The following is a 15,946-nucleotide window of genomic DNA, read 5'->3' as shown; positions in this document are numbered from 1 at the left end:
AATATCCTCTTTCATCTATCTTCTTTAACTTATTGGTAAAACATATAAATTTATCATTCTTAATTATTAATAAATTGATAATTAACACGATATTTTATCTGTCTTTCTAATCTTATTCCCCACTATTGTTGATCATTCATCCATATCATGGCAGTATAACCGACTATTTTTTAACTTACTGAGGTAGCAAAGACTCGACATTTATGTTTTTTTCGGCCGTTTTCACTGCCAACAACACCACGTATAACGCGTTTTTATTGTTCTTTCTATTACGTTCCCTTAGGGAATATTTTCGCAATTATCCATTGTTTCATTAAGAAGGACTGGTCGTTGCATACCGTTCTCGCTCTTGGTATGCCAAAAATAAAATAAAACAAAAGAAGGTTGTTATGAGTCAAATTGATACTGATTCGAAAAAAGTTCGTTCTAAAATTAGCCCCCCTGTATTTTATAGCTCTGCTATTATCATTTTGGTTATTGTCGGTTTTGCCGCACTAATGCCAAAAGTCGCAGAATCTCATCTAAGTCATCTTCAACAAAACTTGTTTAACAACGCCAGTTGGTTCTACATCCTTGCTGTAGCCATCATCCTACTGAGTGTGACTTATCTGGGACTCTCCCGCTATGGGCAAATAAAGCTAGGGCCAGACCATGCGCAGCCAAATTTTAGTTATGTGTCGTGGTTTGCTATGTTGTTTTCCGCAGGTATGGGAATTGGTTTGATGTTCTTTGGGGTCGCTGAACCCGTGATGCATTACCTCAACCCACCAGTGGGTGATGCACAAACTGTTGAGGCAGCTAAGGAAGCCATGCGTTTGACCTTCTTCCACTGGGGGTTACACGCTTGGGCGATTTATGCCATTGTTGCCTTAATTTTAGCGTTTTTTAGCTATCGCCACGGGTTACCACTGACCTTACGCTCTGCTCTGTACCCTATTATCGGTGAACGTATCTATGGCCCTATTGGCCATGCTGTTGATATTTTTGCGGTTGTTGGTACGGTGTTTGGTGTCGCTACTTCATTAGGCTTTGGTGTATTACAGGTCAATGCAGGCTTAAATCACTTATTTGGCTTGCCAGTAAATGAGATGGTACAAGTTGGGCTAATTGTCACCTTTACCGCACTGGCAACGCTTTCTGTGGTCTCTGGGCTGGATAAAGGCATTCGCATTTTATCAGAACTTAACCTAGGTCTCGCGTTCTTGCTGCTACTGCTGATTGTGATACTGGGGCCGACTGTTCTGTTATTAAAATCGTTTGTGGAAAATACAGGTGGTTATCTTTCTGAAATTGTGACCAAAACCTTTAATTTGTACGCTTATGAACCTAAATCAAGCGATTGGTTAGGTGGCTGGACGTTACTGTATTGGGGTTGGTGGTTATCATGGTCACCGTTTGTGGGGATGTTTATCGCCCGAATTTCCCGTGGTCGTACTATCCGTGAGTTTGTTATGGGCGTGTTATTCGTGCCTGCTGGGTTCACATTAATGTGGATGACATTCTTCGGTAATACCGCCATTGACCTTATCAAAAATCAAGGGGCAGTAAAGCTTGCCGAAACCGTGCAATCGGATGTCTCCCTTGCCCTGTTTGAATTCCTAAATTATTTCCCATTCTCTTCAGTGCTATCATTTTTTGCCATGTTGATGGTGGTGGTGTTCTTTGTCACTTCTGCGGATTCAGGGGCGATGGTGGTCGATACATTGGCTTCTGGCGGCGACTCCAATACCCCAATTTGGCAACGTATTTTCTGGGCAGGATTAATGGGCGTCGTCGCCATCACCATGCTGCTGGCGGGGGGGCTACAAGCGCTGCAAACTTTAACCATTGCCAGTGCCTTGCCGTTTGCAATGGTCCTGCTTGCCTCTATTTATGGGTTATTTAAAGCACTGCGAGTAGATGCTTATAAACGGGATAGCCAACAATTAGCCACCATTGCACCTACGGCAAGCCGTAACCCAATCCCATGGCAACGCCGCTTACGTAATATTGTCTATTTCCCTAAGCGTGCCCATGTGAAGCGCTTTATGGAAGAGTCCGTTAAGCCGTCAATGGAGATGGTTTCTGAGGAATTAGCGAAGCAAGGCACAGTTTGCCATATTCACACAGACAAAGATGACCGTATTGGTTTTGAAGTGGATTTAGGCGACGATATGAACTTTTTCTACGAAGTTCGCCTCCGTTATTATATTCAGCCGTCTTTTGCCTTAGCCGGTATGGGCACAGAAAGTGATGAAGAAAAGAGTGAAGAACAACGTTATTACCGCGCCGAAATTCACCTAAAAGAAGGCGGCCAAGACTACGATGTGATGGGCTGGGCAAAAGAACAGATCATCCACGATATTCTCGACCAATATGAAAAACATATTCATTTCTTACACTTGTTGGGTAAGTAGCCTAAAAAGAGAAGCGTTACCTAAAATGTGTCGATAAAAATTCACAGGCGGCTAAAATTATAGCCGCCTGTTTTTTCCATCTTTTTTGCTCAATTCTATTGAACTTAGAGCTACCTACACCCTATCATTGGGGCTTACTGATTGTTATTACCTGATTTTTATAATAATTTTTCAGGAAGTATTACGTCTTTGCCTTTAACGTAATCCCATACCAAGGTGAATATCTTTTTATATATCGAACTTTCATATTGTGATAGGTGCATTAATAGTTTTGATAGTTCATCAGACGATCTCATTACTGATATCTCACCATCCTCAGGATACGCTATAAAAACGTTGTTAACACCGTTTAAGGATATAGTTAAAAAGGCCTTTCCATTAATATATTGTATATTATTGAGATATACACTACTGACTAAAAACGGCATTTCCATTACTTGCACCTTCCTGTTGTTCCCTGATATATGAAAATATTATAGTTTTTATTTTGCTCTGCAAATTCTAAGCTCGTTTTTAATTAGCTATAGGATTATTTTTTGGACCTAACCATTTTAGTTGCTCTTTTAACTCATCAGGTACTAAATCAAATAACATTTTGATATATTCAATATTTTTTGAGTAAAGTATACTAATTTTTGGCGTGCAGTTTTCATAATAGTATTTAGCTTGATAGTTTAAAAATGATATATCACCACTAGTAAACTCATTAATTAGTATTTTATTTGGCAAGTTATGTATTAGTTCAGATTCATAGTAACATGATAAATCCTCAGATTTTATTTTTGCATCCTGAGATTGAATATTTCTTATGTATGGAAGGATCCAAAATAACATATCTATATATATTTCACTTTTTGTCATGAGATTATCCTATTAATTTCTAGATGGTAATGATTTAGCTCCAACAGGAGCGGATTCGACTACAGTCCACCTTCCATTTTCAATCAATTTATTAATATACTGTGAGTCTCCTGTTTTAATATATATTTCTTTAGCAGCTACCATTCTATGATTGCCTTCTGAAATATAATAAACTCCTTTTTTATCGACATATCCAGCAATAATACCTTCTGGCGCAGTGAATTTATAGTTATTACTGAGCATGTCTATTTTCATTTGATCTACTTGATTAGGGTGTTTTAGACCCGTTTGCGTACTTTTTATTACTGATGTTATTTCATCAGAACCTAGTTTAGATATTGTAAAGGCGCTCTTTTGTATAAGTTGTTTTCCTATCCAACCTAATGAAACAACAGATGCTTGTATTTCAGGATCTGATATTAATACTGCTGCTTTTGTCCAACCCGGTGTTTTTGCGTTTATTTTATTTAAGTCTTGTGAGTTCCAATACATTAAATATTGTTTTGCTAGATCATTTTGCATGACATCAAAGCCGAGGTAACTAGCCCAGTAAGGCCTTTTAGCTAAATCAAATGCATTTGATATTCTCGTTTTAGTGATATCTTGTGTAACTAATGGGTTATTAGTTATTTCTAAATCTAAATTTCCACTGTTTATTATGCTGAACATAGCATACTTTTTTATTTGTGTAGCTTCACAGCTTGTATTACCTGCACATTTTTGCATATTTCTATCAAAATCCATGGCAAGTTCGTGGAGTAGATGGTTAAACCTGAAGGTACTTTCTGCCGAGTCCGCGCCACTGTAGACCCCTCCTGGCTCACCAGTAAATATTGCACCCGCAAATCCACCCAGTACTCGGGATAATTGAGCGTATTTCTCAGAATCTTTTTGCCACTCTTTTTCATTGATTAAATTATTGTTTAGCGTAATTCCTGCTAACTGAACAGCAAGACTACCAACTATTGCCCCTTTTGCATTTCCACCTGCAATTTCAGCGCTAATACCCGAAACCACAGAATGGCCTAAAAGCTTGCCTGAGTGACCTAAAATGTCCCCTTTATCCCCAGCTCCCTCCGCATTCACCTGACTCCCGATATTACTGAGTAAGGCACTCTTAAAGTTATCAGTGAAACTACCGCCTTGTATCGTGGTATTCACGGTTGAGCTAATCACAGATTGCGCGGCAACACGTTGAGCAACCTTATTCCAATCTCCATTACTTAATAGCGGTAATTTAGCATCTGCTGGGTTACCTTTAGTCCATTCCATTTTTACGTCTAGGCCATTGAGCGCTCCTGAAATCGCCATTTGGGTAATAATAGATTTGACGGTATCACTTTTGCCTAGTGAATTAAGTGTCTTGGATAGATTTCCTTGGTTTTCAGCCAGAGCGACCGCCGCTTGCGTGGAGAGTGCTGTCATTCCAGAGTATGCTGCCCCAGAAATAATAGTGTGAGCTGTACCTTGTGTTCCTGATGCTGCCCATGCAGCAAAATTTTGAGCTGTACCCGATGTCATCGCTGCAACGGTTATCATAATCAACGCAGCAGCAACCGGGTTTAAACTCTGGCTTTTATAATCCCAACTGTCATAGGCATCTTTAACTAAGTTCCACTGTACATCTTTACGGTCTTTTAAGCCTGCAAGCCACTGTGTACCTTCTGTTTTACCAAGAGCCTCTAAAGCATTTTCTAAGCTCTGACCATTTTTCGATTTGATGTCCGCAGTAATCCCTTTATTCGCATCAACAGTCAGTTTTCCACCAATATGCAATGCAGGTAAAACCCATTTATCTGAGGTATATCCTTTATTGCGCTGTGTAATATAAAAACCGTTAGAATTTGTAATCACTTGTTCAAATTGCGAATTTTTGACAGCTTTAAAATTGACCTTGCCAGTTTGGCTGGTAATTTTGGCATTTTTCCCTGTATTTATTTTTGTGGCCTCTAATGTCACATCATCTTTTGCCAATAAATTAATATCACCACCTGCGGTAAACTCAGTAACTTTATTAGTTTTATCACTGCGTGTTTTTCTCACTTCCTTTTTCGTAATACAAAGCGTCCATCTATTACATTTCTTTTTATACTCTTCGAAGTAACTGCTTTCCTCCATGGCTTGGGCATAGAGATACCCACCTTTTGCCGCAATATCCATCGCACCTTTGGCAACGAGACGAGACGCTTGGAAAAGGATGCTCCCCTCAGACAAAATGGTCAGGGTTTTACCACTATTAATTTCAGTTCCAATTTGGCGATATAGCTCTTCAAATTTTTTCCCTGACTGTTTTCGATAATTCGTTTTGACCGACTCTAAGCGCACATTCCCTCCGCTTGAGAGTGTGATATCAGCTAGGGATTTGATTGTGCTACTTTGTGCGGTAAGTGCGCCATTAGTGGCCAGCGTAACGCCTTTGTCACCAGAAAGTGTCGAGGTCACATAACGTACATCTTGGTTATCTTCATTGGGGTTGGGAATGGCAGAGTAGGCGGTAGCGGTTAATTTAATATCACGACCTGACAATGCAGTAATTTTGTCTTTGGATTGAAGATTAGCAGATTGCAAGTCAATATCACGTGCGGCATTTAACGTGATATTGCCATTCGCAATAAGTTGAGAGCGTAGCTCTGGGTAGCGATTGGTCTTGAATACATCGTCGGCATCTTTAATCGATTTTGAGCCTAATAAAATATCTTGGCCTGCATTGAATGTCAGTGATTTTCCGCTGTTGAAGGCAATGCCACGCGCTTCAATATTTTTACCTGCGGTGAGGTTGATTTCCCCCGAACTAGCCCAGTTTCCTATTTTCGTGAGTAACGCATTGATATTTGCGACAGGCTCTGAAGTTGCGAGTTTCATTAAATTGGATTCATCGCGACGAATAACAATACTGTCATCTTGGGAAGGAGGAGGCAAAGCACCCTCAATGGGGATGGTAGTTTGTTTTTCCAATAAATTACGTTGGCTTAGCTCCGACTCCAATCGTTGTTTCTGTTCAAATTGAATGCTTTCTTGTGTCGAGGGTAGCAGTTGATTTTCTGTATAGCCATAAGGCGAAATCATGAATAACGATGAGAATAATAAACACCATAAAACCTGATTATTTGTCATTTTATTTGAGTTTACGTCATTAATAGTAAATTTTACGTAATGTAACTCATTATCATTATCTGTTTTTAGATAAAAAAGAACCACCATAACTAAAATTGAATATTTTCATGTTTAATACGGTTTTTTGTATTTTTTCATTAAATTATTTCGTTTAACCCCTCCTTAACCGTAAAAATCAATGTCAAATGCTAGAAATCAATTGATTGATTTTATTGAGAATGATTTCGTTGAAGAATTTGTCACAAGCCACTCTACAGGTAATTTCACAATGCCAAAAAGGATATGACAGTAAGGGATTTAGAGCTTATCTAATAAGTATAAGTGAAGCTCGACTTCAGTGAATCTACAGGGAAAATAAATCATTTAAGTAATAGCTATACTCTAAATAATTCGAATTGCAGGAAGGCGGTAATTGAAGATAGTTTGATGAACATACACCAACATATGGCCCAACTAACCAAGTGCCAGCAACAACGTCACAGTGCGAAATATGACGAAGGCAAACTAATTTTCTAAATAGTTCGAACTCTAGCAAGGCGGCAATTGAGGATAGTTTGGGGAGCATACACCAGTATGTGACCCAAATAGCCGAAAGAAGCCAACACAGCTAGAGCTCGAAATATGACGAAAATTAGGCGCTCTTTTTCTTATCAGCAACGATACTACTATAATCTGGGCTCTCTAAAGCGATAAGCTCATCCAACAAGGCGGTCAGTTGTTGCATTTTCTCTGGAGAAAATGCCAGTTCGATTTTTTGATAGCCTTCTTCGACTTCCTGACGAGCTTTATCGTACAGCTCTTGCCCTGTTGGCGTTAGCGAAACGTAGAGTTTACGTTGGTCATTCAGTGGTTTTAAGCGAAAAATTAAACCTTCGCGCTCCATACGGGTTAAGATCCCCGTTAGGCTTGGACGGAGAATACAGGTTTGAACCGATAACTCATGAAAATCAATTGAACGGTTATCAGCTAAAACGCGAATGATACGCCATTGCTGTTCAGTCAAATTATACGACTTTAAAATGGGCCGAAAGAACCCCATTGCGGTTTCTCTCGCTTGCAATAATGCAATTGTCAATGATTCATGCATAAGCTTAAAACTCATCACTTAATTAATGTTATTTAATCCCTATTTAGGTGCTTTGAAGTTATGCTTTTGGGCTTGTTGTTAATAAAAACACACTATTTTCACCCTGACTTCAATACACCTCGCTCACCTCTGTTAAAGAGTAGCACGCTCAAATAACAATCTCAAAGCAAAACCCTAAAATATTAATGAGTAAATAATTTTTTAATTATCATTCAAGTTAAATAATTGTAATTAAAAAAAAGTTGAAAAAATAATAAAATATTTAATAACAATAGCTTACATATTAGCAGTTGCATTTTGTTAATGCGATCACAATTAAAATTAACATTTCTATAAAGGTATTGCTAATTTCAAAATTATACTTTATTAATATGTTAATAATTACTCGAAAGTTGAATTCTTTTCATTAAGGAGTTGTCAATGAAAGGCACAGTATTTGCCGTTGCCCTCAATCATCAAAGCCAACTTAGCCATTGGCTCGAGGCATTCCAGCAAGCCCCTTATAAAACCCCACCCAAAACCCCAGTGTGGTTTATTAAGCCGCGCAATACGCGCATCAATTCTGGCGAGCAAATTTTGCACCCTGCGGGCGAAGAAGTGCAAAGTGGAGCAACCCTTGCACTGGTGATTGGCCAAGATGCACGCAAAGTCAGCAAAGCGAATGCAATGAAATTTATTGCTGGATTTGCTCTCGCGAATGAAGTGAGCCTGCCGGAAGACACCTTCTACCGCCCTGCTATCAAAGCAAAATGCCGTGATACTTTCTGCCCAATTGGTGAGATGGTGAAAACGTCACTAAATGCCCCTGTTGATATCATCACTCAAGTGAATGGCAAAGAAGTCGACCGTTGGTCAACAAAAGATTTAATCCGTGATGCCAGTGAGCTAGTTGCTGCCCTCAGTGATTTCGCCACCTTAAAACAAGGCGATGTGATCCTGATGGGAACCCCACAACAACGCATCACTATCAAACCAGGTGATGAAGTGGTGGTTCAAGCAGAAGGCTTCCCAAGTCTGAAAAACACGGTTGTCGCGGCAGGAGGAAAATAATGTCTACTATCACTAAACGCGCAAAAATCCTTTTTAAAGGGACAGAATATGCCGTCACTGTTGGCGATAACGAAGCCATCACATTACCAAACGGGAATGTTGTTGCTGGGGATTCATCTGATGTGACGTGGTTACCCCCTGCGCAAGGTACCCTATTCGCCCTTGGTTTGAACTACGCTGACCATGCCGCAGAGTTAGAATTTAAGCCACCTGAAGAACCATTAATTTTCTTAAAAGCAGAAAGTAGCTTAACAGGCCACCGTCAAGTTTCTGTACGCCCAGACAATGTTGAATATATGCATTATGAGTCTGAGTTAGTGGTGGTGATTGGCAAAACGGCTCACAAGGTTTCAAGAGAAGATGCGATGGATTATGTCGCGGGTTATACCGTGTGTAATGACTACGCGATCCGCGACTATTTGGAAAATTACTATCGCCCCAATCTGCGTGTTAAGAGCCGCGATACATTGACACCTATTGGCCCTTGGATTGTTGATAAAGATGCAGTGAAAGACCCGCATAACCTTGCGCTTTATACCTATGTGAATGGGGAATTACGCCAAAAAGGCACCACGGCTGATTTAATTTTCGATATTCCATTTTTAATTGCTTACCTCAGTGACTTTATGACACTGCAACCAGGCGACATGATCGCCACAGGCACGCCGAAAGGGCTGTCAGATGTGGTACCAGGTGACGAAGTCATTGTTGAAGTTGAAGGCGTTGGCCGACTGGTTAACACCATTATCAGCGAAAAAGACTATGAGGAACGAGTGTAATGACTAAGATTAATCATTGGATCAACGGTAAGAACGTTGCCAGCAAAGAGTATTTCCAAACGACGAACCCAGCTACGGGTGAAGTACTCGCTGAAGTCGCCTCTGGCGGTCAAGACGAAATCAACCAAGCCGTTGCCGCCGCGAAAGACGCGTTTCCAAAATGGGCTAACACGCCAATGAAAGAACGTGCTCGCTTAATGCGCCGTTTAGGTGAATTGATCGACGAAAACGTACCGCAAATTGCAGAAATGGAAACCAAAGATACGGGTTTGCCAATTCACCAAACCAAAAATGTGTTGATCCCACGCGCTTCACACAACTTTGAATTCTTTGCTGAAATTTGCCAACAAATGAACGGCCGCACCTATCCCGTTGACGACAAAATGATGAACTACACCCTGATACAACCCGTCGGTGTGTGTGGATTAATCTCTCCGTGGAACGTACCGTTTATGACGGCAACATGGAAAACGGCACCGTGTTTAGCACTGGGTAATACTGCCGTGCTGAAAATGTCTGAACTGTCTCCGCTATCTGCAAACCGTTTAGGGGAGTTAGCGCTTGAAGCAGGAATTCCTGCAGGCGTCCTGAACGTAGTACAAGGTTATGGTGCAACGGCAGGTGATGCACTGGTGAAACATCACGATGTGCGCGCAGTTTCATTCACCGGTGGTACAGCAACAGGCCGTGCCATTATGCAAAACGCAGGGCTGAAAAAATATTCAATGGAATTAGGGGGTAAATCTCCAGTCCTGATTTTTGAAGATGCTGATATTGAGCGCGCAATGGATGCGGCGCTGTTTACTATTTTCTCTATTAATGGTGAACGTTGCACCGCGGGCTCACGTATTTTCATTCAAGAAAGCATTTATCCTGAGTTTGTAAAACGTTTTGCTGAACGCGCAAACCGTCTGATCGTTGGTGACCCGAACGATCCGAAAACACAAGTCGGTGCATTGATCAGCCAACAGCACTGGAACAAAGTGTCTGGTTATATCCGCATCGGCATGGAAGAAGGCGCAACTCTGTTAGCGGGTGGCCCAGATAAACCAACTGATCTACCTGATCACCTGAAAAATGGTCATTTCTTGCGCCCAACCGTTCTGGCTGATGTGGATAACCGTATGCGCGTTGCACAAGAAGAGATCTTCGGGCCCGTCGCTTGTTTGATCCCATTCAAGACTGAAGAAGATGGTCTACGTATGGCGAACGATGTGGAGTACGGCCTGGCTTCGTATATTTGGACGCAAGATGTCAGCAAAATTCTGCGTTTATCTCGCAGCATCGAGGCAGGTATGGTGTTTGTTAACACCCAAAACGTCCGTGACCTGCGCCAACCATTCGGCGGTGTAAAAGCCTCTGGTGTTGGCCGTGAAGGTGGCGAGTACAGCTTTGAAGTGTTCGCCGAAATGAAGAACGTGTGTATCTCCTACGGAGACCACAACATCCCACGCTGGGGTGTGTAATAAAAAGCAAAATTATTCCGTAGCAAGCTACACCATTTTTTATTCTAAGTAATTTTGAATCAATGATAATTAATTCAGCTACTTATTCTAAATAATTCGCGGTGTAGCTAGGCGACAAACAAGCTAATCCCTAGGAGCATACATAAGTATGTGACTAGGGTTAGCGCGAGCGGTCAACAACGCTACAACGTGAAGTATGACGAATAAGGGGAAGAAAATGGGTAAGTTGGCACTAGCTGCAAAGATCACACACGTCCCATCCATGTACCTATCTGAACTACCAGGTAAAAACCATGGGTGCCGCCAAGCCGCTATCGATGGCCATAAAGAAATTAGCCGTCGCTGCCGTGAATTAGGCGTGGATACCATTATTGTTTTTGACACTCACTGGTTAGTCAACAGCGCGTATCACATCAACTGTGCCGATCATTTCAAAGGTATTTATACTAGTAATGAACTTCCACATTTCATTCGCGATATGGAATATGAATATGATGGCAACTCTACCTTAGGCCAGATGATAGGTGAAGAGGCGCGTAAGCTCGGTGTTCGTGCTCAAGCACATGAAATTCCAAGCTTAACTCTCGAATATGCAACCTTAGTTCCAATGCGCTATATGAATAGCGATCGCCACTTCAAAGTCATTTCAATCTCTGCATTTTGTACGTCACATAGCTTTGAAGACAGCCGCAAGTTAGGCGAAGCCGTCCTCACTGCCATTGAAAAATACGATGGTACGGTGGCGGTATTAGCCAGTGGCTCGTTATCACACCGCTTTATCGATGACCAAAAAGCGGAAGATGGCATGAATAGCTACACCCGTGAATTTGATGAGCAAATGGACAAGCGTGTCGTCAAATTATGGCGTGAAGGCCGTTTTCAAGAGTTCTGCAAAATGCTGCCTGAATACGCGGACTACTGCTACGGCGAAGGCCATATGCATGACACAGTTATGTTGCTTGGCATGTTAGGTTGGGACAAATATTCAGAGAACGTAGAAATCTTAACCGATTTATTCGCCAGCTCAGGTACAGGGCAGCTCAATGCGGTTTTCCCACTACCAAGCTATATCACTGACAAGCAAACTGAAACTGCGTAAGGAATTGTTATGCCACATTTTTATGCAGAATGTACCGAGAATATCCGTGAAGAGGCTAAGCTTCCCGAATTATTTGCCAAAGTAAATGAAGCCCTTGCGGGTACAGGTATTTTTCCATTGGGCGGCATTCGTAGCCGTGCAATTTGGTTAGATACATGGCAAATGGCGGATGGTAAACATGACTATGCTTTCGTGCATATGACGCTAAAAATTGGTGCAGGTCGTTCCCTCGAAGACAGGCAAAAAACAGGGGAAATGCTTTTCGACCTAATCAAGGCGCATTTTGCAGATTTAACGGCAAAGCGCCTATTAGCGCTGTCATTTACCATGGAAGAGCTTGACCCCATATTGAACTACAAACAAAACAACGTTCACGCTTTATTCAAAGCGTAATCGTTGAGCGAAGAAAGCGAGGGCACGATGGTCAAAAGTTTCGATAAACACATCCCACACTGGCTGATCCCATTATTAGGATCATTGGTGGCATTTGGGCCATTGTCTATCGATATGTATCTTCCTGCCCTGCCTCAAATGGGGACAGCTCTACAGGCAACACAAGGACAAATGCAGTATACCCTTGGAGCATTCTTTGCGGGTTTCTGTGTGGGCATGCTGTTTTATGGCCCACTCAGTGACCTACTGGGTCGCCGAAAAATGTTGTTAAGCGGGCTGGCTATTTTTACCGTGGCAAGCTTGTTATGTGCTCAAGCGACTAATGCTAATACCTTGATTATTTTCAGAGCATTACAAGCGTTTGGTAGCGGTGCTGCAATTGTCATGGCAAGGGCAATCGCGCGGGATGTTTACCCTGCAAATGAATTACCCAAAGTGCTGTCATTGATGACCTTAGTCACCATGATTGCGCCTTTGCTAGCGCCCCTACTGGGCGGTTTTTTGTTGATTCATTTTCAGTGGCAGGCAATTTTTTATCTGTTGGCGTTAGTTGGTCTAGTTTCGGTGAGTACAATTTTCCTTCTGTTGCCCGAAACGTTAGTCCACCAGCGCTCGTCAGAGAATTTACTTTGTGTGGCGTTTAAAAACTACACGCAGGTGCTCACAGACCGAGAAGCACTGAGTATTATCGGCACCATGGCCTTCTCTTTTGCAGGAATGTTTGCCTTTATCAGTGGTTCACCGTTTGTGTACATCAACTATTTTGGGGTATCTGAACAGCATTATGGTTTGTTGTTCGGCTGCAATATTTTGGGGATGATTGTGATGTTATTGCTAAATGTGAAACTGCTAAAAATTTACAGTTTAACACGCATACTCACCATGCAAAGTGGCTTTCAATTAGCATTTGGTCTGCTTTTGCTACTTTTTTACCAACAAAATCTTCCCATAATTGTTATTCTTGTGGTGCTGTTCCTATCGATGGTCAACGCTATCGGCACCAACAGTTTGTCACTGTTACTGCAACATCGCGGCAAAATTGCTGGCAGTGCAAGCGCACTTGCGATTTCAATTCAATTTGCGTTGGCGGCACTGGCGAGCGTTGCAGTTTCTGTCTTACAGGATGAATCCCCTTTTGCTATGGCACTTGTGATGGCGATTTGTGCTGGATTAAGTTTTACTAGCCAACGTTTATCGGCTAAAAACATCCGCCCACAAATTCAATCCGTGTCTTCGGAGAAAAACGAAAAATGAGCATAAACACCAATTCTACATTATTCCGCCAACAGGCTTATATCAACGGTCAATGGGTTGATGCCCAAGATAAAAGCGTATTTGATGTGACCAACCCTGCGGATAACACGGTGATTGCCAAAGTCAGCAATGTGGGCGCAGTAGAAACCCAACGCGCTATCGAAGCGGCCGAAAAAGCCTTGCCAGCTTGGCGGGCAAAAACTGCCAAAGAGCGTAGCCAAATCTTAAATAAATGGTTCCGTTTAATGATGGATAACCAAAAAGAGTTAGCGCAACTGCTAAGCGCAGAGCAAGGCAAATCGATGACAGAATCGATGGGTGAAATTGCTTACGGTGCTAGCTTTATTGAGTGGTTTGCTGAAGAAGGTAAGCGTGTTTACGGTGAAAGCATTCCGTCCCCATTACCAGGTCGCCGCCTTGTAACCATCAAACAGCCTGTGGGCGTTGTCGCAGCCATCACACCATGGAACTTCCCGAATGCGATGATCACGCGCAAAGTGGGCCCAGCCCTTGCGGCAGGCTGTACGATGGTGCTGAAACCTGCGGCTGAAACGCCACTGTCAGCCCTCGCTCTAGCGGTTCTTGGTGAAGAGGCTGGTATTCCTGCTGGGGTATTTAATATTGTTCCAGGGACTGACGCGCAGGCTATTGGTGGCGTTATGACATCAAGCCCAATTGTGCGTAAGCTGACATTCACTGGCTCAACCCGTGTTGGTAAATTATTGATGGAACAGTGTGCCAACACCGTGAAAAAAATGTCATTAGAACTTGGTGGTAACGCACCGTTTATCGTATTTGATGACGCTGATCTAGACGCCGCAGTTCAAGGTGCTTTAGCCGCGAAATTCCGTAATAGCGGCCAAACTTGCGTATGTGCAAACCGCATTTTAGTGCAAGAGGGTGTCTATGATGAGTTTGCGGCTCGCTTAGCCAAAGCGGTTAATGGACTCAAAATTGGCCCTGCAACACAAGCCGACTCCCAACAAGGCCCATTAATTAACCAAGCGGCTATCGACAAAGTCTCAGAGCACATTGCAGATGCTGTTTCTCATGGGGCAAAAGTGGTTGCTGGCGGTAAAGCAGCAAGTTTAGGTGGCTTGTTCTTTGAACCTACTGTTATCACTGGCGTGACAAAATCCATGAAAGTCGCCAAAGAAGAAACCTTTGGCCCGCTAGCACCACTATTTAAATTCCGTGATGAAGAAGACGCTATCGCTCTTGCCAATGATACTGAATTTGGCTTGGCATCTTATTTCTATTCACGGGATATCGGCCGTATCTATCGCGTTGCTGAAGCATTAGAAAGCGGCATGGTGGGTATCAACGAAGGCATTATTTCGAATGAAGTCGCCCCATTTGGTGGCATTAAACAGTCTGGACTGGGGCGTGAAGGTTCGCGCTACGGCATTGAAGATTATCTGGAAGTGAAATACCTCTGCTTTGGCGGTCTTTCTAACTAGTTAATTAGCAGACTATTTTTCAATAAATTGCAGATAAAACCTAAGCTCGAAGTATAACTTGAACGGATGATTTTAAATCCAAATTGTTAGCTCTAAATAATTCGAGTGAGAACAAGGCAGTTAATGCAGTTCTCACTCGAAGCATGACGAGCTGAGGTACAAAAGGAAAATAAGATGTTACAGAAAGACATAATCTTGCAAATAGCGCAGCGTCTAAATCAAGCGGAAAAAAGCGGTGAGCAGATCCGCCAGATTTCTTTAGATCACCCTGAAATGACGATCGACGATGCTTATGCCGTTCAAAAAGAATGGGTTGGGTTAAAAATCGCTGAAGGGCGCGTGCTCAAAGGCCATAAAATTGGGCTGACATCAAAAGCGATGCAGGCCAGCTCACAAATTGATGAGCCAGATTACGGTGCGCTACTTGATGATATGTTTTTTGATGACGGCTGTGACATCCCAACCGACCGCTTTATTGTACCGCGCATTGAAGTTGAACTCGCGTTCGTTTTAGCAAAACCACTGCGTGGGCCAAACTGCACTATTTTTGATGTTTATAACGCCACAGACTACGTGATCCCCGCGCTTGAGCTGATCGATGCCCGTTGCCATAACAATGATCCTGAAACTAATCGCCCACGTAAAGTGTTCGATACTATCTCAGATAACGCCGCAAACGCCGCGGTCATTTTAGGCGGACGCCCAATTAAACCACGCGATTTAGATATGCGTTGGATCAGCGCCCTGCTTTATCGCAACGGTGTCATTGAAGAATCTGGCGTTGCGGCAGCAGTGCTGAATCACCCTGCCAATGGCGTTGCATGGTTAGCCAATAAATTGGCGCCACATAATGTTCAACTTGAACCCGGCCAGATCATTCTTGGCGGGTCCTTTACCCGCCCAGTTCCCGCACGTAAAGGCGATGTGTTCCACGTCGATTACGGCAACATGGGTTCTATAAGCTGCCGTTTTGTATAAGGAAATTAT

General features: G+C 42.5%; 13 protein-coding genes. 9 read left to right on the top strand and 4 right to left on the bottom strand.

Features of this window, described 5'->3' with window-relative positions; genetic code table 11:
• Window positions 1–389 precede the first annotated feature (389 nt).
• A complete protein-coding gene (locus PR808_RS07540; RefSeq protein ID WP_206084691.1) occupies window positions 390–2,396 on the top strand; it encodes a BCCT family transporter in 2,007 nt (668 codons plus the stop codon).
• Window positions 2,397–2,554: 158 nt separating this feature from the next.
• On the opposite strand, the gene PR808_RS07535 is transcribed toward PR808_RS07540, so the two are convergent.
• The 4 genes from PR808_RS07535 to hpaR form a co-directional block, all read right to left on the bottom strand.
• The gene (locus tag PR808_RS07535; RefSeq protein ID WP_272539031.1) at window positions 2,555–2,830 is read right to left on the bottom strand and encodes a hypothetical protein; all 276 of its coding nucleotides are present in this window, start codon (window positions 2,828–2,830) and stop codon (window positions 2,555–2,557) included.
• A 79-nt stretch (window positions 2,831–2,909) separates the two neighbouring features.
• Complete coding sequence (locus PR808_RS07530; RefSeq protein ID WP_272539030.1) at window positions 2,910–3,257, bottom strand: zinc ABC transporter substrate-binding protein; 348 nt, start codon at window positions 3,255–3,257, stop codon at window positions 2,910–2,912.
• A 12-nt stretch (window positions 3,258–3,269) separates the two neighbouring features.
• Entirely contained in the window at window positions 3,270–6,371 is a 3,102-nt protein-coding gene (locus tag PR808_RS07525) for a DUF637 domain-containing protein (RefSeq protein ID WP_272539029.1), read from the bottom strand.
• A gap of 631 nt (window positions 6,372–7,002) precedes the next feature.
• Entirely contained in the window at window positions 7,003–7,458 is a 456-nt protein-coding gene (gene hpaR / locus PR808_RS07520; RefSeq protein WP_206084687.1) for a homoprotocatechuate degradation operon regulator HpaR, read from the bottom strand.
• A gap of 420 nt (window positions 7,459–7,878) precedes the next feature.
• Between hpaR and PR808_RS07515 the strand changes: the two genes are divergently transcribed.
• The 8 genes from PR808_RS07515 (at window position 7,879) to hpaH (ending at window position 15,937) form a co-directional block, all read left to right on the top strand.
• On the top strand, window positions 7,879–8,508 hold the full coding sequence (locus PR808_RS07515; protein ID WP_206084686.1) for a fumarylacetoacetate hydrolase family protein: 630 nt from the start codon (window positions 7,879–7,881) through the stop codon (window positions 8,506–8,508).
• Window positions 8,508–9,287, top strand: coding sequence for a fumarylacetoacetate hydrolase family protein (locus tag PR808_RS07510; RefSeq protein ID WP_206084685.1), 780 nt, complete (start codon window positions 8,508–8,510; stop codon window positions 9,285–9,287). Before PR808_RS07515 ends, PR808_RS07510 begins: the two co-directional genes overlap by 1 nt.
• Complete coding sequence (gene hpaE / locus PR808_RS07505; protein WP_206084684.1) at window positions 9,287–10,753, top strand: 5-carboxymethyl-2-hydroxymuconate semialdehyde dehydrogenase; 1,467 nt, start codon at window positions 9,287–9,289, stop codon at window positions 10,751–10,753. The genes PR808_RS07510 and hpaE overlap by 1 nt, the downstream gene beginning before the upstream one ends.
• Window positions 10,754–10,970: 217 nt before the next feature.
• Window positions 10,971–11,852 carry a 3,4-dihydroxyphenylacetate 2,3-dioxygenase gene (gene hpaD, locus PR808_RS07500; protein ID WP_272539028.1) on the top strand — a complete coding sequence of 294 codons (882 nt, stop codon included), beginning with the start codon at window positions 10,971–10,973 and terminating at the stop codon, window positions 11,850–11,852.
• 9 nt (window positions 11,853–11,861) lie between these two features.
• Complete coding sequence (locus tag PR808_RS07495; RefSeq protein ID WP_272539027.1) at window positions 11,862–12,245, top strand: 5-carboxymethyl-2-hydroxymuconate Delta-isomerase; 384 nt, start codon at window positions 11,862–11,864, stop codon at window positions 12,243–12,245.
• A gap of 27 nt (window positions 12,246–12,272) precedes the next feature.
• Window positions 12,273–13,499, top strand: coding sequence for a Bcr/CflA family multidrug efflux MFS transporter (locus PR808_RS07490; protein WP_206084792.1), 1,227 nt, complete (start codon window positions 12,273–12,275; stop codon window positions 13,497–13,499).
• Window positions 13,496–14,959 (top strand): NAD-dependent succinate-semialdehyde dehydrogenase, encoded by a 1,464-nt coding sequence (locus PR808_RS07485; RefSeq protein ID WP_272539026.1) that lies wholly within the window; start codon window positions 13,496–13,498, stop codon window positions 14,957–14,959. Before PR808_RS07490 ends, PR808_RS07485 begins: the two co-directional genes overlap by 4 nt.
• Window positions 14,960–15,133: 174 nt before the next feature.
• Window positions 15,134–15,937, top strand: coding sequence for a 2-oxo-hept-4-ene-1,7-dioate hydratase (gene hpaH / locus PR808_RS07480; protein WP_206084680.1), 804 nt, complete (start codon window positions 15,134–15,136; stop codon window positions 15,935–15,937).
• The last annotated feature ends 9 nt before the right edge of the window (window positions 15,938–15,946 follow it).

The sequence above is a fragment of the Providencia sp. PROV197 genome, assembly GCF_028479625.1.
Taxonomy (GTDB): domain Bacteria; phylum Pseudomonadota; class Gammaproteobacteria; order Enterobacterales; family Enterobacteriaceae; genus Providencia; species Providencia vermicola.
This window is presented reverse-complemented; position numbering and strand designations above follow the sequence as displayed.